This is a genomic window from Devosia lacusdianchii (assembly GCF_022429625.1).
Lineage (GTDB): Bacteria > Pseudomonadota > Alphaproteobacteria > Rhizobiales > Devosiaceae > Devosia > Devosia lacusdianchii.
The window spans coordinates 2,943,962-2,964,256 of record NZ_CP092483.1 but is presented as its reverse complement, the minus strand read 5'-3'; the positions used below and the strand labels follow the sequence as shown (position 1 = coordinate 2,964,256).

At 64.2% G+C, this 20,295-nt stretch carries 22 protein-coding genes, 1 pseudogene and 1 riboswitch; of the genes and pseudogenes, 13 read left to right on the top strand and 10 right to left on the bottom strand.

The genetic code is table 11. The annotated features are described in order from the left end of the window. Window positions 1–79: 79 nt before the first annotated feature. Both MF606_RS14620 and MF606_RS14615 read left to right on the top strand, forming a co-directional pair. Complete coding sequence (locus MF606_RS14620) at window positions 80–526, top strand: SRPBCC family protein (RefSeq protein WP_240230080.1); 447 nt, start codon at window positions 80–82, stop codon at window positions 524–526. A gap of 23 nt (window positions 527–549) precedes the next feature. After that, window positions 550–750, top strand: a complete 201-nt coding sequence (locus tag MF606_RS14615) for a hypothetical protein (protein WP_240230079.1) — start codon at window positions 550–552, stop codon at window positions 748–750. A 72-nt stretch (window positions 751–822) separates the two neighbouring features. Here the strand turns inward: MF606_RS14615 and MF606_RS14610 are convergent, their stop codons facing one another. Beyond that, window positions 823–1,515, bottom strand: coding sequence for a tellurite resistance TerB family protein (locus tag MF606_RS14610; RefSeq protein ID WP_240230078.1), 693 nt, complete (start codon window positions 1,513–1,515; stop codon window positions 823–825). 101 nt (window positions 1,516–1,616) lie between these two features. On the opposite strand from MF606_RS14610, the gene MF606_RS14605 reads away from it, so the two are divergent. Beyond that, window positions 1,617–1,970 carry a DUF4189 domain-containing protein gene (locus MF606_RS14605; protein ID WP_240230077.1) on the top strand — a complete coding sequence of 118 codons (354 nt, stop codon included), beginning with the start codon at window positions 1,617–1,619 and terminating at the stop codon, window positions 1,968–1,970. Between the two features lie 95 nt (window positions 1,971–2,065). On the opposite strand, the gene MF606_RS14600 is transcribed toward MF606_RS14605, so the two are convergent. From MF606_RS14600 to MF606_RS14590, 3 genes are all read right to left on the bottom strand, one after another. Next, window positions 2,066–2,446, bottom strand: a complete 381-nt coding sequence (locus tag MF606_RS14600) for a hypothetical protein (RefSeq protein WP_240230076.1) — start codon at window positions 2,444–2,446, stop codon at window positions 2,066–2,068. A gap of 180 nt (window positions 2,447–2,626) precedes the next feature. Next, window positions 2,627–3,142, bottom strand: coding sequence for a TIGR00645 family protein (locus MF606_RS14595; protein WP_240230075.1), 516 nt, complete (start codon window positions 3,140–3,142; stop codon window positions 2,627–2,629). A gap of 136 nt (window positions 3,143–3,278) precedes the next feature. After that, window positions 3,279–5,519, bottom strand: a complete 2,241-nt coding sequence (locus MF606_RS14590; RefSeq protein WP_240230074.1) for an OmpA family protein — start codon at window positions 5,517–5,519, stop codon at window positions 3,279–3,281. 259 nt (window positions 5,520–5,778) lie between these two features. Here MF606_RS14590 and MF606_RS14585 point away from each other — a divergent pair, with 259 nt between their 5' ends. Both MF606_RS14585 and MF606_RS14580 read left to right on the top strand, forming a co-directional pair. Continuing rightward, window positions 5,779–6,201: a secondary thiamine-phosphate synthase enzyme YjbQ gene (locus tag MF606_RS14585; protein WP_240230073.1), complete on the top strand. Its 423-nt coding sequence runs from the start codon at window positions 5,779–5,781 to the stop codon at window positions 6,199–6,201. Next, window positions 6,201–7,031: a sulfite exporter TauE/SafE family protein gene (locus tag MF606_RS14580; protein WP_240230072.1), complete on the top strand. Its 831-nt coding sequence runs from the start codon at window positions 6,201–6,203 to the stop codon at window positions 7,029–7,031. Before MF606_RS14585 ends, MF606_RS14580 begins: the two co-directional genes overlap by 1 nt. A 117-nt stretch (window positions 7,032–7,148) precedes the next feature. Here MF606_RS14580 and MF606_RS14575 read toward each other — a convergent pair whose 3' ends face one another. After that, complete coding sequence (locus MF606_RS14575; protein ID WP_240230071.1) at window positions 7,149–7,865, bottom strand: SIMPL domain-containing protein; 717 nt, start codon at window positions 7,863–7,865, stop codon at window positions 7,149–7,151. A gap of 183 nt (window positions 7,866–8,048) precedes the next feature. On the opposite strand from MF606_RS14575, the gene MF606_RS14570 reads away from it, so the two are divergent. After that, window positions 8,049–9,200, top strand: coding sequence for a fumarylacetoacetate hydrolase family protein (locus MF606_RS14570; protein ID WP_240230070.1), 1,152 nt, complete (start codon window positions 8,049–8,051; stop codon window positions 9,198–9,200). A gap of 21 nt (window positions 9,201–9,221) precedes the next feature. Then, the gene (locus tag MF606_RS14565) at window positions 9,222–10,661 is read left to right on the top strand and encodes an aldehyde dehydrogenase family protein (RefSeq protein ID WP_240230069.1); all 1,440 of its coding nucleotides are present in this window, start codon (window positions 9,222–9,224) and stop codon (window positions 10,659–10,661) included. A 40-nt stretch (window positions 10,662–10,701) separates the two neighbouring features. Here the strand turns inward: MF606_RS14565 and MF606_RS14560 are convergent, their stop codons facing one another. From MF606_RS14560 to MF606_RS14550, 3 genes are read right to left on the bottom strand one after another with little or no spacing between them, the layout of a single operon-like run. After that, complete coding sequence (locus tag MF606_RS14560) at window positions 10,702–11,124, bottom strand: DMT family transporter (protein ID WP_240230068.1); 423 nt, start codon at window positions 11,122–11,124, stop codon at window positions 10,702–10,704. Next, the gene (locus tag MF606_RS14555) at window positions 11,121–11,606 is read right to left on the bottom strand and encodes a DMT family transporter (protein ID WP_240230067.1); all 486 of its coding nucleotides are present in this window, start codon (window positions 11,604–11,606) and stop codon (window positions 11,121–11,123) included. Before MF606_RS14555 ends, MF606_RS14560 begins: the two co-directional genes overlap by 4 nt. A 48-nt stretch (window positions 11,607–11,654) precedes the next feature. Beyond that, window positions 11,655–12,860, bottom strand: coding sequence for an aminotransferase-like domain-containing protein (locus tag MF606_RS14550; protein WP_240230066.1), 1,206 nt, complete (start codon window positions 12,858–12,860; stop codon window positions 11,655–11,657). Between the two features lie 165 nt (window positions 12,861–13,025). Between MF606_RS14550 and MF606_RS14545 the strand changes: the two genes are divergently transcribed. From MF606_RS14545 to MF606_RS14520, 6 genes and pseudogenes are all read left to right on the top strand, one after another. Continuing rightward, window positions 13,026–14,399 (top strand): aminotransferase-like domain-containing protein, encoded by a 1,374-nt coding sequence (locus tag MF606_RS14545; protein ID WP_240230065.1) that lies wholly within the window; start codon window positions 13,026–13,028, stop codon window positions 14,397–14,399. Window positions 14,400–14,412: 13 nt separating this feature from the next. Beyond that, a pseudogene (locus tag MF606_RS14540) lies at window positions 14,413–14,696 on the top strand (YnfA family protein). 35 nt (window positions 14,697–14,731) lie between these two features. Beyond that, window positions 14,732–14,940, top strand: a riboswitch (cobalamin riboswitch). A gap of 100 nt (window positions 14,941–15,040) precedes the next feature. Next, on the top strand, window positions 15,041–15,799 hold the full coding sequence (locus MF606_RS14535) for a (2Fe-2S) ferredoxin domain-containing protein (RefSeq protein ID WP_240230064.1): 759 nt from the start codon (window positions 15,041–15,043) through the stop codon (window positions 15,797–15,799). Beyond that, window positions 15,796–16,743 carry an ABC transporter substrate-binding protein gene (locus MF606_RS14530; protein WP_240230063.1) on the top strand — a complete coding sequence of 316 codons (948 nt, stop codon included), beginning with the start codon at window positions 15,796–15,798 and terminating at the stop codon, window positions 16,741–16,743. The genes MF606_RS14535 and MF606_RS14530 overlap by 4 nt, the downstream gene beginning before the upstream one ends. Further along, on the top strand, window positions 16,740–17,819 hold the full coding sequence (locus tag MF606_RS14525) for a FecCD family ABC transporter permease (protein ID WP_240230062.1): 1,080 nt from the start codon (window positions 16,740–16,742) through the stop codon (window positions 17,817–17,819). The genes MF606_RS14530 and MF606_RS14525 overlap by 4 nt, the downstream gene beginning before the upstream one ends. Continuing rightward, entirely contained in the window at window positions 17,816–18,577 is a 762-nt protein-coding gene (locus MF606_RS14520) for an ABC transporter ATP-binding protein (RefSeq protein ID WP_240230061.1), read from the top strand. The genes MF606_RS14525 and MF606_RS14520 overlap by 4 nt, the downstream gene beginning before the upstream one ends. A 189-nt stretch (window positions 18,578–18,766) precedes the next feature. Here MF606_RS14520 and phoB read toward each other — a convergent pair whose 3' ends face one another. Further along, window positions 18,767–19,468, bottom strand: a complete 702-nt coding sequence (phoB, locus tag MF606_RS14515; RefSeq protein ID WP_240230060.1) for a phosphate regulon transcriptional regulator PhoB — start codon at window positions 19,466–19,468, stop codon at window positions 18,767–18,769. 122 nt (window positions 19,469–19,590) lie between these two features. After that, the gene (gene phoU / locus MF606_RS14510) at window positions 19,591–20,292 is read right to left on the bottom strand and encodes a phosphate signaling complex protein PhoU (RefSeq protein WP_240230059.1); all 702 of its coding nucleotides are present in this window, start codon (window positions 20,290–20,292) and stop codon (window positions 19,591–19,593) included. Window positions 20,293–20,295 lie beyond the last annotated feature (3 nt).

Below are 20,295 nucleotides of genomic sequence, written 5' to 3'. Positions count from 1 at the left end.
CCACACTTGTAACTCCCACCATCGGTTTGTCCCGTCCTAGCCTGGCTCCATTGCAACGGCCAAGCACAGGAGAAGCTCCATGCCGGACATTCTACACAGAGTCGGAATCAAGTCGCCGTCCACCGAGAGCACCTACACCGCTCTCAGCACCATCAAGGGACTTTCTGAGTGGTGGACAAATGACACTAAGGGAAACAGCGCCGTCGGCGGCGAGATGCAGTTCCGCTTTGGCCCCGCCGGCGGTTTCGACATGAAGGTGCTCGAACTCGATCGCGACGAACGCGTGTTGTGGCAAGTCGTCGATGGCCCTGCCGAGTGGATCGGCACCCGGGTCGGCTTCGAGCTGAAGCAGGAGGGCGACTACGCCATCGTTCTGCTCAAGCACATGGGCTGGAGGGAGCCGGTGGAGTTCATGCACCACTGCAGCACCAAGTGGGCCACTTTCCTGATGAGCCTCAAGGAGCTGATCGAAACGGGAAAGGGCAAACCGCATCCCGACGACGTGCTCATCGACAACTGGAACTAGACGACCAAACCAAGGAGAGGACGATGATACCCTCGACCTATCAGTTCAAGGACGTCTATGGCGAGCCGGGACTGCACCCAGGTGTGACTGCGGAGATCGAAGCGGCGCGCGAGCGCAACGGCGGTGCACAGCCGGTCCGGCGGCGGGTGTTTGCTGCATGGCTGCAGCAGGTGATGCAGACAAGGCAGACCCGGCATGAATGGTCGCACGTGCCGGCCGAATAGTCGGCACAAGCGATGAGACCAAAACGATTTCGCCGCCATCGGTTCAGAGATGGCGGCGAAATCGTGCAAGGGTCAGACGTTGCTGCCTGAGGGAGTATAGGCAAAGGGCGAGGCGGGCGCCGGGGCTGGTTCGGGGGCCTTCTCGCCGGCGGCCTTGTGGATTTCGCTCACCAAAGCCGGGTCGAGCTTCAGCTTGGAGGCGAGTGCGTCGAGATAGGCGCGCTCCGAGGCCGTGTCGGCCGTGATGGCGACCAGCGAGGCCGCGTAGATTTCGGTGGCATGCTCGGGCGTGTCGGCGCGGGCAACGACGGCGTTGATATCGAGCGGGCTCGAAAGCTCGTCGAAAACCCAGGCCTTTTCCTCGGACGACAGGTTCATGGTCTCGAGCTTGCCGAAGATGGCTTCCTTCTCTTCGGCGTCGATCTTGCCGTCGGCCTTGGCAGCGGCGATCATGGCGCGTACCAGCGATTTGCCCAGCTCTTCCTGGCCGCGGGTATCGCCAGCGGGCGGAATAAACGCGTCCTGTACCGGTACAGGAGCCTGGCTGCCGGGCTGCTGGTTCTTCTGGTAATTCTGCCAGGCGCTGTAGGCGAGACCGCCCACGGCCGCCACGGCGCCGATCTTGACGGCATTGCCGGCAAGCTTACCGAGGCCACCACCGCTGAGCAGCATGCCGGCGGCCAGGCCCGCAGCGCCGGTCATGGCGGTGCGCTGGGTATTCTTGTCGGTCTGAAGGGCTTTGACGATCTGATCGATATTGAACATGGGGACTCCCTTTTCTGTGTTGCGCACATGGGGTTTGAATAGGGTGTTCTCAAGGCGGGAAGCGCGGACGGAATGTCGCGCATGAGTTCGGGAGAAGACGAATGAAGTCCGTTGTTGCCGCCGTTGTCCTATTGGCGTTGACGAATGGCGCGCAGGCCCAGCAATGGGGCGCGATCGCCTATTCGCAATCGACCGGCGCTAGTGGCTCCAGTTATGGCTGGGAGTATCAAAGCGATGCTGAGGCGACCGCGTATGAGGGATGCGCGGACTATGCCAATGATTGCGAGATCGCGGTTTACTTCGAAAGCGCGTGTGGTGCTCTGGCCGTTGGCTCCAATGGCGGGTGGGGGGCAGATTGGGGCTATGACGAGTATAGCGCCAGCAGCTCGGCAGTGGGCCTGTGTAGCGATTACGACGACGGCTGCGAGGTTCATACCTGGCAGTGCAGCTACTAGGACACGCGCCGCACGTGAAAAGACCCCGGTGGGGCGACCGGGGTCTCGTTTGATGCCATCAGAGGGAGAGCTGAGGCATCCGGGAAGTCAGGCCATTAGTTGGTGGCCGGAGCAGCCGGTTCGGCAGCCGGAGCAGCGTCAGCGGCGGGGGCCGCATCAACAGCAGGGGCAGCATCAGTCGCCGGGGCGGCCGGGGCTTCCGTCATCGGGGCTGCGTCGGTCGCCGGAGCGGCCGGGGCCTCAGTCATCGGAGCCGGTGCAACGGCAGGGTCAGCCGGGGCTTCAACAGCCGGCGCGCCGTTCACATCGACAGTCGTCGACGGACCCGAATTGGCCGAGAAAACAAGGTAGCCGATGGCCAGAAGGGCCAGGGCAACAATGATGCCAACGAACCAGCCAGTGCCACTGCTTTCGCGGGTATAGACGGTGCGGTTGCCATCATTGGTATAAACGGTATCGCGTTCAGGGGTAGCCATGAGTTCGCTCCTTTGTTTCACCGTATGGCTAAGAAACGCGGGCTTTTTGTTTTCGTTCCCAAAAGCGTGATCACACCGCACATCTCCGATCTACTCGAAAATGCGCCTTTTGAATCAATAGATTGAGAGGCGTCTGCGCGATGCCGCGAGCGAGAAATTTCTGAGAGTCGCGCAGAAAAATCAGATGTCGGGGTCGTTTCCCTTGCCCGGTTTCTTGGAAATTCGGTCGATCAGGGCCAGGAACAGCGCCGACAAGATGAAGGTCACGTGGAGGATGGTGAACCACATGATCTGGTTGTCGGTATATTCGGGCACGTTGAGGAAGATCTGCAGCAGGTGGATCGAGGATATCGCTACGATGGTCGAGGCCACCTTGATCTTCAGCGAGCCGGCGTCGATCTGGCCCAGCCAATGGACTTCGCCCTCGTTGTCGAAGCGCGAAACGAAATTTTCGTAACCCGAGATGATGACCATGACGACGAGGCTGGCGATGAGCGCGGCGTCTATCAGGCCGAGAACCTTGAGGATGGTCTCGGTCTCGTCCATCCCCATCATGTGGGTAGCGAAATCCCAGAGCTTGATGCCGAAGGTGACGGCATAGAGCGCCAGCGCCACGCCGAGGCCGATATAGAACACCACCAGCAGCCAGCGCGATGCCAGGATGATGCTCTCGACGAAGATTTCCAGCCGCTTCATGAGGTGCTCCGAAACTTTGGCAAAGGCATAGCCATTTTCTGGCATCTGGCAAGACGACTTGCGCGCGCAGGGGCACTCGGCGCCATAGAAAAAGGCCGGGCGCTGGGCCCGGCCTTTCATCGTGCTGGTGGTCAGCCTAGTTGCTGGCCACGGTGATCAGCGGCGTAATACGGCGGATGGTAACGCGGCGGTTTTCGCGTTCGCCAAGTTCGGTGCGAATCTTGAGGTAGCGCTCACCATAACCCTGGGTAGCCAGGTTTTCCGGCGGCACGCCGTAGAAGTCGGTCAGGATACGGGCCACGGTGGCGGCACGCAGGTCCGAGAGCTGCAGGTTCGAAATTTCCGAACCCACGGCGTCGGTGTGGCCTTCGATGAGGAAGGTTTCACCCGGATTCTGCTGGAGTAGGGCCAGCATGCCGTTAGCGACGGCCGACAGGGCGCTGACCTGGTCGCGACCAATGGTGGCCGCACCCGTATCGAAGGTCAGGCCGCCGACTTCGAGCTTGCGCACGCTGTCGCGGACACGAGCCGAACGCTTGACCTCGTCGATCGAGTAGAGACGGGCAACCTGTTCCACTGGCGGCTGGCGGAAGAAGGTCTCCACCTGGCGGTCGTCAGCGAACTCGGCATCCAGCACATAGTCCTGCACCGGAATGTTGAGGCGCAGCGGCGGCAGGTCGAGGCCCGGATCGCGCCATTCGACGAGGTTGTCGTAGTAACGATCATCGAAGTTGGCCAGCACGTATTCGCGGCCGCTTGGGTCGAAGCGCGAACGACGCAGAATATCGCCATTGCGATTGCGAACGGTGACGATCTGGCTGCCGTCCGGACGCGTGATGGTTTCTCGCGTACGACCGTTGCTCAGGTCTTCGTAGAAGATTTCGTCTTCGTTGGCGTCATAGAAGCGGTCAGTATCCTGGCCGACGGAGTTGACGATGAGCTGGCTCCCGACCTGCAGGATAACCTGGGTGATCAGATCGCCGGTGTTGACCGCTGTGACAGGTGCCTGTTCGATAACGGTGATGTTGTTCTGCTGAACGACATTGTTCTGCGTGTTGTTGGTGACATTACCGTTGACGGTATTGTTCGTCACATTGGTGACGTTCGTGATGTTGGTGATGTTGTTGACGTAGTTGTTGACCACGGTCTGGTTGACGGTGGTGTTTCCAGTGGCCACCACTTCCGTACCCTGGGCGGCAGCCACGGATTCGACCGGTGCTGCGGCGAAGGCCTGGATGTCGGCGGACTGGGCGGCTGCGTCGTTCGCGGGAAGGGTTTCGACGGTCACCACGGTCGCTTCGACCGGCGGCGGGGCTTCAGCCGGCGCGGCGGCCGGGTCAACGGCGATCACGGTTTCCTTGCCCGAGTCGGTCAGAGGTGCTGCTTCGCCGGCAGCGCCCTCAGGCACTGGCTCGGTGGGCACCACGGCCGGATCGATTGCAACTTCGGCGGCAGGCTGCTCAACGGCCGGCGCGGGCTGCTCGGCGGACGGCTGCTCGGCAACGGGAGGCTGCGGCAAGCCGGGCACTGCCGGCAGGCTCAGGCTGTAATTGGCGAGGCAAGCGTTGACGTCGGTCATGCCCACCTGGGCGCAGAGGGCCGCGATGTTCTGCTGGGCAGAGGCAATCTGCGCCTGTGCCGCAGCGGCATCGCCGCCATTCATCATGTCGGTGACAGCGCCGTTGTAGATATCGACCTGGGCTTGCAGATCGGCGGTGATATCGACCGTGGCCGGTGCGGGCTGTTCGGCCGGCGCTGCCGGCTGCTCAGCTGCAGGTTGTTCCGCTGGGGTGGTCGGTTGTTCTGCCGGTTGTTCTGCAGGTGCGGTCGGCTCTACGACGGGCTGCTCCGCCTGGGCGGGTTCGGCGGGGGCAGGTTCTGGAGCAGGCGCCTGCTGTTCAGCCTGTTCAGCTGCGGGTTCGCCTGCCGGGGCGGGTTCGACCACCGGAGCTACCTCGGCTGGGGCCGGTTCAGGCGCAGGAGCCGGCTCAGCAGCTTGCGCCGGTTCGGCCGGTGGAGCGGCTTCGGCAGGCTCTGGGGCTGGTGCCGGTTCGGCAACTGGGGGGGCAACAGCTTCCGGCACCGGCTCAGGCTCCGGGGTTGGCGCGGGTTCTGGAGCGGGTTCTGGAGCGGGTTCTGGAGCGGCCTCGGGCGCAGGTGCGGCCGGCGCAGCTTCGGCCGGAGTCTCCGCAGGAGCGGTCGCGCTGGGATCGGCCGACATGAAGACAACACAGTCTTCCGGCGTCGCAATGCCAGCGTCGATACAGGCCTGGGGCAGTTCGACGGGTGGAGCGGAGTCCTGCGCGAACGACCCGAACGGAGCCATTGTAAGCAGTGTCAGGCTCGATCCGGTCAGGAGCCAGTTTCTGAGGCGCATTGTTTTTTCCTTTTGTGTCGAATGGCACTTGTGCCGAGCATCGCCAGAGCAGTCTGAACGCAAACTGAATGAATTTCGGTATGTTCGCAGACGATGCCTTTTCCCCGTAAGGCCCGCAACGCCTGGCTTTGCGCAAGGTTCCAAATCTTGCACGCGTCCAGACGGCAGTGCGAACATGGCCCCATTGCGGCAAGAAGGACAAGGCGGATTACTGCGTGGCCTGCTGGCCGCGCGGCCGGCTTCGTGTTAGGCCCACCTCATGCAGCAGGCGGTCGACACCCTCACCATCCAAACGCGCGGGCAGGGACTTCACGAGTTCACCAACGCAGTTCGGCAGTTCGTGACCAATTGCGACGTCGCCACGGGCCTGCTGACGATCTATGTGCGTCACACGTCCTGCTCGCTGCTGATCCAGGAAAATGCCGACGGCGACGTCAAGACCGACCTGCTGGGTTTCTTTGCGCGTCCGGTACCCGAAGGCATGGACTGGCTCGTGCATACCACCGAGGGCCCAGACGACATGCCGGCCCATATCAAGGCAGCTTTGACGCAGACGTCGATCAGCATTCCTGTGGTCGATGGCGCGCCGGTCTTTGGCACCTGGCAGGGCATTTATCTTTTCGAGCATCGCAAGCGTCCGCATGGGCGCGAGGTGGTGCTCCACATCATTGGGGACCGTTGATGGATTGGACGACGCTGGCCGGCTACTGGCCCTTTGTCTTGGGGCTGATGGTAACGGGGGTGTTTTCCGGCATTGCGGCCGGTCTGCTTGGCATTGGCGGTGGGGCGATTATCGTGCCGGCGCTGGCCACGGCGCTATCCTTCCTGGGCTACGACTCAGACGTGGTGCAGCACGTGGCTGTCGGCACCTCGCTCGCCATCATCATCCCGACCGGCATCATGAGCGCCCGGGCGCATTACAAGCGTGGGGCGCTGGACGTGAAGGTGCTGCGGCTGTGGGTGCCGTTCATTGTCGCCGGCACGTTTATCGGCGGATTGATGGCGGGCTACTTTTCCGGCGACGTGCTGCGCGTCGTCTTCGCCGTCATGGCCTTTGTGATTGCGGCCAATATCGTCTTCGGATTTCAGACGAAGCTGATGGGGCATCTGCATGGATCATCGCTGACGCATCGGATCTCCGCATTTGTCGTCGGCTACATTTCCTCGTTGATGGGAATTGGCGGCGGGTCGCTTACGGTGCCGACGCTGGTGGCGTTCGGGGCGACGATGCATGCGGCTGTGGGCACGTCGGCAGCCATTGGTGTCGCCATCGCGATCTCCGGCACGCTCGGCTTCATCATTTCGGGCTGGGGCACGGCCGGATTGCCGCCGCTCAGCGTCGGTTACATCAATCTGGTCGCCCTGGTGCTGGTCGCCGTACTGGCCGCGGTCTTTGCGCCCCTTGGCGCGGCGCTGGCGCACCGACTGGATCAGAAAACGCTGAAATATGTGTTCGCGGCGTTTCTGGTGGCCGTCGGGCTCAATATGCTGTGGAAGGTGCTGGCCGGGTAGGAGCACAAACGAAAATCCCCGCCGGAGCGGGGATTTGGAAACGGTTGGTGGGGACGGGTGACTACGAATGTCCGTCCCCACCGCCCAAGCCCCCTCTGAAGAGGGGTATTGGATCTGTTATTTCGCGGCTTCGTCCAGTTCCCACTGGACGCTGACATTTATGGCGAAGCTCAGCTCACCGGCTTCGACCGGAACCGGCGAGCCGGCTGCGTCAGCACGGGCATACATGGCGACGGGTTGTGGCGAATTGTAGCCCTGGGTCTCGGAAATCGACACGATTTCATCCAGCGAACCGCCAGCGGTGACTGCGTAGAGCTCGGCCTTGGCGCGGGCGTCGGCGAAAGCGGCCTTGCGGGCATTGTTGTAGAGCTCGGCCGGATCGGCCACCGAGAAGCTGACGCCATTGATGGTGTTGGCACCAACAGTCACCGACTTGTCGAGGATGGAGCCGAGGGTATCGAGCTTGCGCACGGCGACGGTCACGGTGTTGCTGACCTGGTAGCCGTTGATCTTGGGCGGCAGCGTGTAGCCGTTGGCGTCGCGCTCGTCGGTATAGACATAGTTCGGGTTCACCGAGAAACCGGAGGTCTGAATATCGCGGGCCTCGATGCCGGCGGCCTTGAGTTCGGCGATCAGCTCGGCCATGGCGGCGGTGTTGGCGTCGAGCGCCTCACGCGCGGTGGCACCCTGCGTGGTCACGCCGGAATTGATCGTGGCCATATCGGGGGCGGCCGTCACTTCGCCGCGTCCTTCGATCGAGATCGTGCCGGCGTAAGCGGGCAGGGTCAGGCCGGCGAGAAGGGCGAAAGGAACGAGGGCAGCAAGGCGACGCATATCAAAACTCCATGGCTGATGCGAGGGACTAGTCCCCATCCATTGCGTCAGTATTGCGGCGTAGATGAACGGGAGTTGAACGGGCCTGTGGAGAGGTGTTCATAGTCAAAAGTATGACTTAAGAGGCTTGCATCGCATGCGTACGGTGCGGTACTCACTGCCCTAACATTTTAGGGGCAGGCAATGAGCGGCAAGCACTATCCTGACGGCATCCTCCTGGGCCGCGCCAAAGTTCCGGGATTGCCGCATCCGCGGGTGGTCACGGTCCGCGATAGCGACCTGATCGATATTACCGCCAAGGGTTTTGCGACTGTTCGCGACATCGCCGAGAGCGGGAAAGCTGCCGAGTACGTGCGCGGTGCTACCGGGGTCAGCCTCGGTAATGCCGATGCCGTGCTGGCCAATAGCGTCGCCGGCCATCATGCCCCAGTACATCCCAGCCTGCTGTCGCCGATCGATTTGCAGGCGGTGAAGGCGTCGGGCGTGACCTTCGTGGTGTCGCTGCTGGAGCGCGTCATTGAGGAGCAGGCGCGGGGCGACAAGTCGCGGGCCGATGCGCTGCGCGGCGAAATCCTGGAGCTGATCGGCACCGATCTCAGCGAACTGGTGCCCGGCTCGGAAACGGCAGCCAAGGTCAAGGCAGCGCTGATCGCCAAGGGCGTGTGGAGCCAGTATCTGGAAGTCGGCATCGGGCCGGACGCCGAAATCTTTACCAAGGGCCAGCCGATGAGTTCGGTTGGCTTTGGCGCCGAGGTGGGGCTGCATCCGGTATCGAGCTGGAACAATCCGGAGCCGGAGGTGGCGCTGCTGGTGACGAGCAAGGGCGAAATTATCGGCGCGACGCTGGGCAATGACGTCAATCTGCGCGACGTCGAGGGCCGCTCGGCGCTGTTGCTGGGCAAGGCCAAGGACAATAATGCGTCTGGCTCGCTCGGTCCGTTCATCCGGCTGTTCGATGGCGATTTCACGCTGGAGACGGTCAAGCAGTCGGAAATCGCGCTGCGTGTCGAAGGCCAGGACGGGTTCGTGCTCGAAGGGCATTCCTCGATGAGCCAGATTTCGCGCACGCCGGAATCGCTGGTCGCTGCGACGATCGGCAGCCATCATCAGTATCCGGACGGGCTAGTGCTCTATCTCGGCACCATGTTTGCTCCGGTCAAGGATCGTGATGGCGCCGGCAAGGGCTTTACCCATAAGCTGGGCGACATTGTCGCTATCTCGACACCGGCGCTGGGTACATTATCTAACAGTGTGAACCTCTCCACCAAATGTCCGCCCTGGACGTACGGCACCAGCCATCTGCTGCGTGACCTGGCCAAGGCCGACCTCCTTTAGTCCCACCGAAAGGCATCCCAAATGGCTGAATTGCATAAGAACCTCATCAACGGGGAATGGGTGGGCTCGGACGGGGTCGAGAACATCAATCCGTCCAATACCGCGGAAGTCGTTGGCGTTTATGCTCGCGCTACGGCCGAAGAAACCAAGCAGGCGATAGCCGCTGCTAAGGCCGCGTTTCCGGCATGGTCGCGCTCGGGCATTCTGGAGCGCCACGCCATCCTCAGCAAAACCAGCCAGGAAATCCTGGCACGCAAGGCGGAATTGGGCGAACTGCTGAGCCGCGAAGAGGGCAAGACGCTGCCGGAGGGCATTGGCGAAGTCACCCGTGCGGCGCAGATTTTCGACTTTTTCGCAGGCGAAGTCTTGCGGCTTGCTGGCGAAGTGCTGCCATCAGTGCGTCCTGGCGTGGGTGTCGAAATCACGCGCGAGCCGATCGGGGTGATCGGCATCATCACGCCGTGGAATTTTCCGATCGCCATCCCGACCTGGAAGATTGCGCCGGCGCTGGCTTACGGCAATACGGTGGTGATCAAGCCGGCCGACCTGGTGCCGGGTTCGACCTGGGCGATCGTCGATATTCTGGTGCGCGCCGGTCTGCCCAAGGGCGTGCTCAACCTGGTGATGGGCAAAGGCTCGGTGGTTGGCCAGACCATGCTCGACAGCAAGGATGTCAACGCCATCAGCTTCACCGGCTCCGTTGGCACCGGCAAGCGCGTGGCGGCGGCTTCGATCGAGCATAACCGCAAGTTCCAGCTTGAGATGGGCGGCAAGAATCCGACCGTGGTGCTGGATGACGCTGACCTCAAGGTCGCGGTCGAGAGCGTGGCGCAGTCGGCGTTCTTCTCGACGGGGCAGCGCTGCACTGCGAGTTCGCGTGTCATCGTTACCGAGGGCATCCACGACAAGTTCGTCGAGGCGCTGGCCGAGCGGACGCGTAACCTGCGGGTTGGCGATGCGCTCGACAAGAATACCGAGATCGGCCCGGTGGTTGATCCGAGCCAGCTCAAGCAGGACACGGACTATATCGCCATCGGCAAGGCCGAAGGGGCCAAGCTGGCAGCCGGCGGCGAGCTGGTGAAGGCGGCGACCGAAGGCTACTTCCTGCAGCCGACGCTGTTCACCGAGGCGACCAATTCGATGCGGATCAGCCGCGAGGAGATTTTTGGGCCGGTGGCGTCGGTGATCCGGGTCAAGGATTACGAGGAAGCGCTGGCGACGGCGAATGATACCGAATTCGGGCTTTCGGCCGGTATCGTCACCACGTCGCTGAAATATGCGACGCACTTCAAGCGCAATGCCGAGGCGGGCATGGTGATGGTCAATGTGCCGACGGCGGGTGTGGATTTCCACGTGCCGTTTGGCGGGCGCAAGGGCTCGAGCTATGGCTCACGCGAGCAGGGCAAGTATGCGGCGGAGTTCTTCACGGTGGTGAAGACGGCTTATACGGCTGCTGGCTAGGGGGACCCTTACCTCTCCCCCAAAGGGAGAGGTGAAGGGGCTAACGCCGCCGTTGGGTCAGGGCCATGCCGGCCAGGATCAAAACCACACCGAGCGCGCTGGCCCAGAGCGTGCTGGGCACTTGTCGGACCAGGTCGAGCACGACGCCCGAGACCATCTGGCCGCCGATGACGAGGAGTGCGGTGTTGACGGCGCCGATGCGTGGGATGAGCCAACTGCCAGCGGCGACGAAGACGACGCCGATGGGGCCGCCTATATAGGCGTGCCAGGGGGCGTGGGCAGCGCCCGCGGGGATCAGGCCGCCGATGGCGAGGCCCAGGGCGGTCAGCGCGACGAAGCCGACAATGTGGTTCCAGAACGACGCGATCAACGGCGAGCTCGACAGGGCGAGCCGTCCGTTGAGCTGGCGGCTGAGGCCGACGAGGATGCCGGCGAGGCAGGCGAAGGCGATCGAGAGGGTCATGCCGCACCCATGCCGAAGAGAATGATGAGCGTGCTGCCGGCCACGATCAGGGCCAGGGCGGCCAGGTCGCGCGGGCCGGGGATGCGCTTGGGCAGGCCGAACAGGCCCCAGCGATCGGCGGCGAGGCTAAACACCACCTGCCCGGCGAGGCCCAGGGCCAGGGTGCCGGAAAGAGCGAGCGGCGAGTTGACCGTGGTCGAGGTCAACATGACCGTCGCCGCGCCGGAAATGCCGCCGAGATAGGCCCAGAGCGGAGCTTTGCCTGCCGGCCTATCGGCGGTGGTGCGGCGGCTGCGATAGAGGATTGCGAGGAACAGCAGGGCTGCGACGGTGCCAGTGCCGTGCGCCGCCCAGGACGAGAACAACGCGTTGCCGTGGCGTCCCAGTTCGCCGTTGAAATGAATCATAAGGGTCAGCAGGCCGCCCGTACCGAAGGCGGCCAGCAGATGCAGCGGATTAAGCCGCTCGGTGCCGGAGGTCATGGGAAGGTCCGATTCGATGGTGGGATCGAAACCTTACCACGGGCTTTCTCAGTACACATTGACCGCCTTGGCCATGGCCTGCTGGCCGATGAGGCTGCAGAGCTTGAAGATGCCGACCTCGATCTGGGCTTCGTCGCTCAGTGAGAAGCTCAGCCGCATGGTGTTGCGACCGGCGCCGTCGGGGAAGAATGCGCCGCCGGGGACGAAGGCAATGTCCTGGCGGATGGCCTGCTCCAGCAGCACATAAGCATCGATGTGGTCGGGCAGTTCGAGCCAGATGAACATGCCACCCTCCGGCTTCTTCCAGCGCAGGCCGGGCGGGGCATGGTGATCAAGCGCCGCAAGCATGGCATCGCGCCTGACCCGGTAAACGGAGCGAATGCGTTCGAGCTGGCTATCGAAGCCCATTTCGGCGACCTGGTGCATCACCATCTGGTTGAAGCTCGCGGTGTGCAGGTCGGCGCCCTGCTTCAGCATGGCCAGTTTGCGGATGAGGGTTGCCGGGCCGCAGATCCAGCCGATCCGTAGTCCGGGCGACAGCGTCTTGGAGAAGGTGCCGCAGTAGAGCGTGCGTGTGGCATCGATCGAGCCGGCCTCGGCGGCATCGAGTGCGGCGATGGCGGGCAGGTCTTCGCCGTCATAGCGCAAGGACGAATAGGCGGCGTCCTCGACGATCACGGCGTTGAGCACTTTGGCCTGATCGAGGGCGTTCTGGCGTGCCGACCGGCTCATGGTCTGGCCGGTTGGGTTGGCGAAATCGGGGACCAGGTAGATCAGCCGGGCTGCATCGGGGCCGGTCGGCTGCGGTGCTTCGAGGGGAACGAATTGCGGCTCGAGGGCGGAGAAGGCCTGCAGGGCGCCGAGATAGGTCGGGCGCGCGGTGATGACCTTGCTGGCCTTGTCGAGCAGCAGCTTGCCCACGAGGTCCAACCCCTGCTGCGAACCTGAGGTGATGAGGATGTTTTCCGCGGTCGCGGGCACGCCGAGCTTGCGCATGTGGTCGGCCAGCCATTGGCGCAGCGGCGCATAGCCCTCGGTGGTCGAATATTGCAGCGCCTCGCGGGCGATGGATGGGCCACCGAAGGCGTGACGCCAGGCATCCTGAAACAGGCCGACATTGAACAGGCCGGGATCGGGTATGCCGCCCGCGAACGAGATCATCGACGGTTTGCCCACCAGCTTCAGCAGCTCGCGGATTTCCGAAGCCTTCATCGATTGGGCGCGGGACGAGAGGCGAAATTCCGATGGCGTCATTTGTCTCACCATGCAATGATACGAGTGATACAAACAGGCAATCATTGTTATGTCAATAGTATTGACATAATTGGATGTGACTTGGCCTGATGGCGCCGGCCGGAGCTTGTTTGGGGCCTAATGGAGCGTTGGACAATCAGTGTCATTCAGCGTAAGGCTTCGCTCATGAGTGATACAATTTCTGCCGTTAGCGATACAATGTTGAACCTGCCTGACAATGGCCAGCCGCTGCACGAGCGGCTGGCCAGCGCAGTCGAGATGGCCATTGCCGAGGGGCGCTATCGGACTGGGGCGCGCCTGCCGACGCACCGGCAGCTGGCGCAGCAGTTTTCCGTATCCATCGGCAGCGTGACCCGCGCTATCGATGCGCTTAGCGCGCGTGGCGTGGTTCGGGGAGAAATCGGACGCGGGACGTTCGTGCTCGGTTCGGCTGTGGGCGAGGACGATGGTGGTATCATCGACCTGGCGATCAACGCACCGCCGCCGGTCATCAGTGCGCAGAGACTGGCCGAGGCGACGGAATTGGCCAACACGCATGCGCTCCGCCTCGTCCTCGGTGGCTATGAGGATCACAGCGGGACGGCGCGGCAACGGCGCATCATGGCTGGGTGGTTGAGCCAGACGCGCACCGCTGTTGATGCCGACGAAATTCTTCTCTGCAACGGTGCGCAGCAGGCGCTGCATCTCGCCTTCGCTGCGTTGCGTGATATCGCCGGGACGATCATCCTGACCGAGAGCGCGAGTTTTCCCGGTGCCATTGCGGCTGCAACCAACCTTGGCATGACCATGTCGCCGGTGGCGCATGACAGCGAGGGCTTCATTCCCGAAGCGCTGGACGCCGCTTTGGCGGCAACCGGTGCCCGGATCGTCTACACCACGCCGGTCTGCCAGAACCCGCTGGGGTTCGAGACGGGGCCGGAGCGGCGCCGGGCTCTGGCCCGCATCGCCGAACGCCGCGGGGCGATGATCGTCGAGGACGACATCTATGGGTTCTACGCGGCCAAGGGGAACCTGACCTATCGCGAACTGGTGCCTGACCGTGTGATCTATGTCACGGGCCTATCCAAGAGCCTGACCCCGTTAGTGCGAATGGGGGTGATCGCGCCGCCAGCATCGCTGGCTGCGAGCGTGCGGCGGCGGTTGCGAGCGGAAAGCTGGGGTCAGCCGCCTTATGCGGCCGAACTTGCCATAGCGATGATCGAAACCGGGCTAGCGGCGGAGGCACTCGCCGCGATCCGCGCCGAGGCAACCGAACGGCTGGCGCTGACCAAGGTCGCGCTGGGCATAGCCAGCGTTCCGATGCCTGGCGGGGCGCCACATGTGTGGCTGCCGATGACAGCATTGCGGGCGGAACAATTTTCGCGGCGCGCCAGCGAGGCCGGGGTGCGCCTGACGCCACCGACGGCGGTGCAGGTGGGGGAGGCGCCGGTGGCCGGGGTGCGCCTCTGCATCATGGCGCCGCCGACGCGGCCAATGCTGGAGCGCGGACTCAAAATCATAGCCGAGATACTGGCGACCGACGAAGACGTGCTGGTGTAGCGCCGTGCCTGTAATCGTGAGTACGGCGCTGATCTATGCCGGGGCGGCGCTGGCCGAGATTGCCGGGTGTTTTGCCTTCTGGGCGTGCCGGCGCTGGTGGCTTTCGCCTAGCTGCTGACGCTGGCTCCGGCCGAGCATGCCGGGCGAACCTTTGCGGCCTATGGCGGCGTTTACATCGTGGCGTCGCTGGCCTGGCCGTAGGCAGTGGAGGGGCGGGTGCCCGATCGCTGGGACCTTACCGGCGGCGCGCTGGCGCTGATCGCGGCTGGCATCATCCTCTTCGCGCCGCGCGGTTAGCCGACGGCCCTCTTGCGAGGGGAAAAGCGATCGGCTACCAGTGACGCGCTTTCGGTTCCGCCAGGACGCGCGGATTAAAAGGGAACACGGTGCGGATTACCCATCAGGGGCCAATACCGTGGCTGCCCTCGCAACTGTAAGCGGCGAGCCATCCGTGCGCATGCCACTGGTCCACCGGGACCGGGAAGGCTGCGGATAGCGCCAGAGCCGCGAGCCAGGAGACCTGCCAGAGCGCAAGACCAAGTAGCCGGGCGAGGTGCCCCGGCAGGGGGCGCGATTGGAACCTGGCACGAATTTCGTGGCACGGTCGATGAATTGGCCTTCTCCCTTATGGAGAAGGCGAGATGGCTCGACCTGACGCAATAGTCTTCTGCATATCCCAGCAATATCTGAGTGCCGGCCGACAGGCGGCGCTGGCTGAAGGCCTGCTCGCGGCATCGCCTGTGCCGGCGCGGCTGGTGCGGCTGGAGGGCACCGGCCCGCATCTGGGCATGGTGCTGGATGAGCTGGCCGATGAGGGTCATGGGCGCATACTGGTGCAACTGCTGGGGTTGCCGTTTTCGCAGAGCCTGGCGGCCTGGATTCCAGGTGTGCTGGCGCATTGGAAGGCCGAGCGCGGTGACGGCGTCGAGTTGCTGCTGGGCGATGACGATCTGATCGACGCCGATATGCTTGGACGCATGGCACAGGCCGCTGTGGACCGGACCGACGGTGCGGTGGCGATCACCGACCAGAAGCCGAGCCTGGGCAAGCCGGGCTGGAACAAGGCGCCGCCCTTCAAGCACCACCTGCTGGTCTGCACCGGGCCGCGCTGCCATTTCCGCGGCGCTCCCAATCTCAAGATTGCGCTCACTGAAGCACTGACCGCTGCCGGCCTCAGCAAGGAGTGCCTGGTGGCGACGACCGGCTGCCTCTACCCGTGCAGCCAGGGGCCACTGCTGGCCGCCTATCCGCGCGGCGAATGGTACCGCCTGCTCGACCGCGCGGCGGTGGAGCGCTTCGTCACCACCGTCATCGGCGCCGGCGAGGCGCTGCCCGACCTGATCGTCCAGCATGTTGCGCCGCTGGACACCCCATCCCTTTCATCTGGAGAGACCCCATGAAGTTGACGACCCTGTTTGCGGCCGGCCTGTTGCTGGCCGTTTCGGCGCCGGTATTGGCGCAGCAGACCAGCTACCCGCTGACCATCCAGAATGGCGAAACCACGCTGGTATTCGAGCAGGCGCCGGAGCGGATGGTGACGCTCAACGGGCATACCACCGAGCTGGCGCTGGCGCTGGGCCTGGCGCCCAAAATGGTCGGCACCGCCTATATGAACCACCCGGTGCTCGACAGCCTCAAGGCCGAGTACGATGCCATCCCGATCCTGTCCGATGGCACCGGGTCGCCATCGCTGGAAGTGGTGCTGGGCACCAATGCCGACTTCACCTTCGGCCGCCTCAGCGCCTATCGCGACACGGCGGTGGCGCCGGTGGAAAAGCTCGGCGAGCTTGGCATCAACGCCTATGCGGTGACCGGTACGCTGATCAAGGGCGCGACCATGGACGTGGTCTATGAGGACATTGCCAAGCTGGGGCAGATCTTCGACATCCAGCCCAAGGCCAATGCGCTGATCGAGAGCATCAAGGCCGACATCGGCGCGGTGCAGGACACGGTGAAGGCGGCCGGCGTCGCGCCAGTGACGGTCATGGTCTATGACAGCGGCACCGACGCCATCTACACGACAGGCAAGGCATTGCAGACGCACCTGATCGAACTGGCCGGCGGCGTCAACGTGTTCGCCGACGTGGACGAAACCTGGGCCAATGTGAGCTGGGAAGAAGCCGTGGCGCGGGCGCCCGAGGTGATTGTGATCAACGACTATGGCCAGGTGAGCGCCGCCGACAAGATTGCGCTGCTCAAGGCCAATCCGGCCCTGGCCAGTGTGCCGGCCGTGCAGAACGACCGCTTCGTGGTGCTGCCGCTGCCTTCGGCCTTCGAGGGCGTGCGCAACCCCGAGGCAGTGCGGACGCTGGCGGCCGGATTCTATCCGGAACTGTTCCCGTGACCACGGACACACTCAATGCTCCCGCCGGCTGGCGGGAGCATTTGCGGGCGCTGCCGGTGGCGCTCATCGTTGCGGCCCTTGGGTTGGCGCTGGCGCTATCGCTGACGCTGGCGGTGACCATCGGCCCGGTGCCGCTGGACGCCAGCCTGGTGTGGCGTATCACCCTGGCCAAGATCACCGGCGCGGCCGGCGACTGGACGGCGGCCGAGGAGGGCATCGTCTGGACGCTGCGACTGCCGCGCGTGCTGCTGGCAGCGCTCGTCGGCGGTGGGCTCGCGGCCGTGGGCGTGGCCATGCAGGCGGTGGTGCGCAATCCGTTGGCCGACCCTTATGTGCTGGGCATTTCATCGGGGGCCTCGGTGGGCGCTGTGCTGGTGCTGGGCACCGGGGCATTGGCCGGACTTGGACTTTATGCCGTGCCGGCGGGGGCGTTTGCCGGCGCGCTGGTATCGTTCGTGCTGGTGTTCCTGGTGGCGATCGCCGGGGGGCAGATGTCGCCATTGCGGCTGGTGCTGGCCGGCATGGCCTGCGGCTATTCGCTGTCGGGGCTGACAAGCCTGATCGTGCTGACCTCGGAAAATCGCGAGCTGGCGCGCAACGCCATGGAATGGCTGCTGGGCAGCCTGGGTGGAGCCGCCTGGAGCGACCTGGGACTGCCTGGCGCGGCGCTGCTGATCGGCACGATCTACCTGGCGGTCAACGGGCGGGCGCTCAATGCGCTGCTGGTTGGCGACGAGACGGCGCGGACGCTGGGCGTCGATGTCGGCCAGTTGCGCCTGGTGCTGTTCGTGGTGCTGTCGCTGCTGACGGGCGTGATGGTAGCGGTGAGCGGGGCGATCGGCTTTGTCGGCCTGGTCATTCCGCATGTGGTGCGCATGCTCGTCGGCAGCGATCACCGCCGGGTGGTGCCGGTGGCGGTGCTGGTGGGCGCGATCTTCCTGATCTGGGTCGACGTGATCGCCCGCATGGCCTTTGCTCCGGTGGAATTGCCGGTGGGCGTGATCACGGCGTTGCTGGGCGGGCCGTTCTTTATCTGGATGCTGGCGACGCAGCGCCGCAAGCGGGAGGCGGCATGAACCAGGTATGGGTCAAGGGCGTCTCGGTGGAGGCGGCGGACCGGCGGATCGTCGATTCGGTGATGTTCGGCGTGGAACACGGCGAGTTCGTGGGCCTGGTGGGTCCCAATGGCAGCGGCAAATCGAGCCTGTTGCGCACCATCTACCGGGTGCTCAAGCCGATGGGCGGGGCAGTGCTGCATCTGGGCGACGACGTGTGGCGGCTCTCGGCACGCGAGGCGGCGCGGCGCATGGCCGTGGTGGCGCAGGAACGCACCGGCGAGTTCGACTTCACGGTGCGTGAACTGGTGTCCATGGGCCGCATGCCGCACAAGGCTGTGCTGTCCAATGACGGCCCGGAGGACCGGGCGATCGTGGCGCGGTGCCTCGATACGGTGGGCATGGCCCACTGCGCCGGGCGCAGCTTCAGCACGCTATCGGGCGGCGAGAAGCAGCGGGTGCTGGTGGCGAGGGCGCTAGCGCAGGAGGCGCCGTTCCTGGTGCTGGACGAGCCGACCAACCACCTCGACATCCGCCACCAGCTCGAGCTGCTGGCGCTGGTGCGGCGGCTGGGGACGACGACGCTGGCGGCGCTGCATGACCTCAACCTGGCGGCGCGCTACTGCCACCGGCTGGTGATGCTGGCCGAGGGCAGGGTGGTGGCGATTGGATCGCCGGCCGAGGTGCTGACGGCGGAACGGATCGCTGATGTCTATGGCGTGGGCGCCACCGTGCGGCTGGAGGAGGGCGTGCCGCGGATCGAGTTTTATCCGCTGTGAGGGGTGTCTTTGTTGAACGCCCCCTCCCAGCCTCCCGATAGGGGGAGGGGCTGCGCTGGTGGATGACGCGTCATTGGGCCCCCGGCAAGCCGTGGCCGCGACCTCGTCCTTCGACAGGCTCAGGATGAGGTCCATGGGGGATCGGTTGCGCGTCCGCACGGCACCGTGAGAGCAGCAAGCCCAAGGGGCTCAAGCCACCTGGGCAAATCTCTCGTCGAAGGCGTAGCCGGCGCCACGGACGGTGCGGATGGGGTCGGATTCGCGGCCGCGGTTGATGGCGCGGCGCAGGCGGCCGATATGGACGTCGACGGTGCGCTCATCGACGTAAACGTCGTTACCCCAGACGCCATCGAGCAGTTGTTCGCGGGAGTATACCCGGCCCGGATGGCGCATCAGATATTCGAGCAGGCGGTATTCGGTGGGGCCGAGGTGGACGTCGCGGTTGGCGCGGCGTACGCGGTGGGTGGTGCGGTCGAGCTCCAGGTCGCCGACCTTGAGGGCAGCGGTGACCAGGTTCGGGTTGGCACGGCGGAGCAGGGCGTGGATGCGGGCGACCAGTTCGGGCACCGAGAAGGGCTTCACCACATAGTCGTCGGCGCCGGTGGCAAGACCACGAACGCGCTCTTCTTCCTCGCCGCGGGCGGTGAGCATGATGATCGGCACGCGGGCCGTTTCCTCGCGGGCGCGCAGGCGGCGGCAGAGTTCGATGCCCGAGATTTCCGGCAGCATCCAGTCGAGCAGGATCAGATCGGGCAGCTTCTCCTGGATGGCGTGCTGGGCCTCGTCGCCGGTTTCGGCGGTGACGACGCGGAAGCCCTCGGCTTCGAGGTTGTAGCGCAGCAGGATGGCGATATCGCCTTCGTCTTCAACGACGAGGATGGTCGCGGGCATGGGTGGCTCCCGTCGGGTCTCTTGGCACCACGTCGGTGCGTGTGGCTCCACCCCCTCCTAGCCTCCCCCATCAAGGGGGAGGTATGGGCCGGTGGTTGGGAGGCTTCAGCGCTTCTTGCGGCTTAGGCCTTGATCTGGGTTCGGTGCAGCTCCTGCACGTCGGCGGTGAGCTGCTTGCCGGTCTGCAAGTAGTAGGCGCGCTCGGCGATGTTGGTGGCGTGGTCGCCGATGCGTTCGAGGCTCTTGGCGCAGAACAGCAGATGCGTGCAGGGCGTGATGTTGCGCGGATCTTCCATCATGTAGGTGAGGAGTTCGCGGAACAGCGAGGTGTGCATGGCATCGACTTCGTCGTCGCGGTTGCACACTTCGATAGCGGCGGCGGAATCGCGGTTGGAATAGGCATCCAGCGCTTCCTTGATCTGCCGCAGCACCAGCGCCGTCATGTTCTTGACGCCGTTGTAGAAGGTGGGTTGCAGGCTCATGCCCTCGAGCTTGAGCGAGCGGCGCGCCAGTTGCTTGGCCATGTCGCCGACGCGTTCCAGATCGGAAGCGACGTGGATGGCGGTGATGATGGCGCGCAGATCCGACGCCATGGGCTGGCGGCGGGCGATCATCGAGACGGCCATGTCATCGATCTTGCGCTGCATGTCGTCGATCCGCTGGTCGGCAATGATCGTGACGTCGGCCAGCTCGCGGTCGAGCTTGAGCAGGGATTTGGTGCCGTTCTCGATCGCGACTTCGACCTGCCCGCCCATTTCGGCGATGGTCTGGGCGAGAGCAACAAGCTCGTCATTGTAGGACGAAACGATGTGTTCGGTAGCCATTGT

Coding starts and splice junctions, on each gene's coding strand:
- MF606_RS14620 (WP_240230080.1), top strand. CDS start 80: ATGCCGGACATTCTACACAGAGTCGGAATCAAGTCGCCGTCCACCGAG.
- MF606_RS14615 (WP_240230079.1), top strand. CDS start 550: ATGATACCCTCGACCTATCAGTTCAAGGACGTCTATGGCGAGCCGGGA.
- MF606_RS14610 (WP_240230078.1), bottom strand. CDS start 1,515: ATGTTCAATATCGATCAGATCGTCAAAGCCCTTCAGACCGACAAGAAT.
- MF606_RS14605 (WP_240230077.1), top strand. CDS start 1,617: ATGAAGTCCGTTGTTGCCGCCGTTGTCCTATTGGCGTTGACGAATGGC.
- MF606_RS14600 (WP_240230076.1), bottom strand. CDS start 2,446: ATGGCTACCCCTGAACGCGATACCGTTTATACCAATGATGGCAACCGC.
- MF606_RS14595 (WP_240230075.1), bottom strand. CDS start 3,142: ATGAAGCGGCTGGAAATCTTCGTCGAGAGCATCATCCTGGCATCGCGC.
- MF606_RS14590 (WP_240230074.1), bottom strand. CDS start 5,519: ATGCGCCTCAGAAACTGGCTCCTGACCGGATCGAGCCTGACACTGCTT.
- MF606_RS14585 (WP_240230073.1), top strand. CDS start 5,779: ATGCAGCAGGCGGTCGACACCCTCACCATCCAAACGCGCGGGCAGGGA.
- MF606_RS14580 (WP_240230072.1), top strand. CDS start 6,201: ATGGATTGGACGACGCTGGCCGGCTACTGGCCCTTTGTCTTGGGGCTG.
- MF606_RS14575 (WP_240230071.1), bottom strand. CDS start 7,865: ATGCGTCGCCTTGCTGCCCTCGTTCCTTTCGCCCTTCTCGCCGGCCTG.
- MF606_RS14570 (WP_240230070.1), top strand. CDS start 8,049: ATGAGCGGCAAGCACTATCCTGACGGCATCCTCCTGGGCCGCGCCAAA.
- MF606_RS14565 (WP_240230069.1), top strand. CDS start 9,222: ATGGCTGAATTGCATAAGAACCTCATCAACGGGGAATGGGTGGGCTCG.
- MF606_RS14560 (WP_240230068.1), bottom strand. CDS start 11,124: ATGACCCTCTCGATCGCCTTCGCCTGCCTCGCCGGCATCCTCGTCGGC.
- MF606_RS14555 (WP_240230067.1), bottom strand. CDS start 11,606: ATGACCTCCGGCACCGAGCGGCTTAATCCGCTGCATCTGCTGGCCGCC.
- MF606_RS14550 (WP_240230066.1), bottom strand. CDS start 12,860: ATGACGCCATCGGAATTTCGCCTCTCGTCCCGCGCCCAATCGATGAAG.
- MF606_RS14545 (WP_240230065.1), top strand. CDS start 13,026: ATGAGTGATACAATTTCTGCCGTTAGCGATACAATGTTGAACCTGCCT.
- MF606_RS14535 (WP_240230064.1), top strand. CDS start 15,041: ATGGCTCGACCTGACGCAATAGTCTTCTGCATATCCCAGCAATATCTG.
- MF606_RS14530 (WP_240230063.1), top strand. CDS start 15,796: ATGAAGTTGACGACCCTGTTTGCGGCCGGCCTGTTGCTGGCCGTTTCG.
- MF606_RS14520 (WP_240230061.1), top strand. CDS start 17,816: ATGAACCAGGTATGGGTCAAGGGCGTCTCGGTGGAGGCGGCGGACCGG.
- phoB (WP_240230060.1), bottom strand. CDS start 19,468: ATGCCCGCGACCATCCTCGTCGTTGAAGACGAAGGCGATATCGCCATC.
- phoU (WP_240230059.1), bottom strand. CDS start 20,292: ATGGCTACCGAACACATCGTTTCGTCCTACAATGACGAGCTTGTTGCT.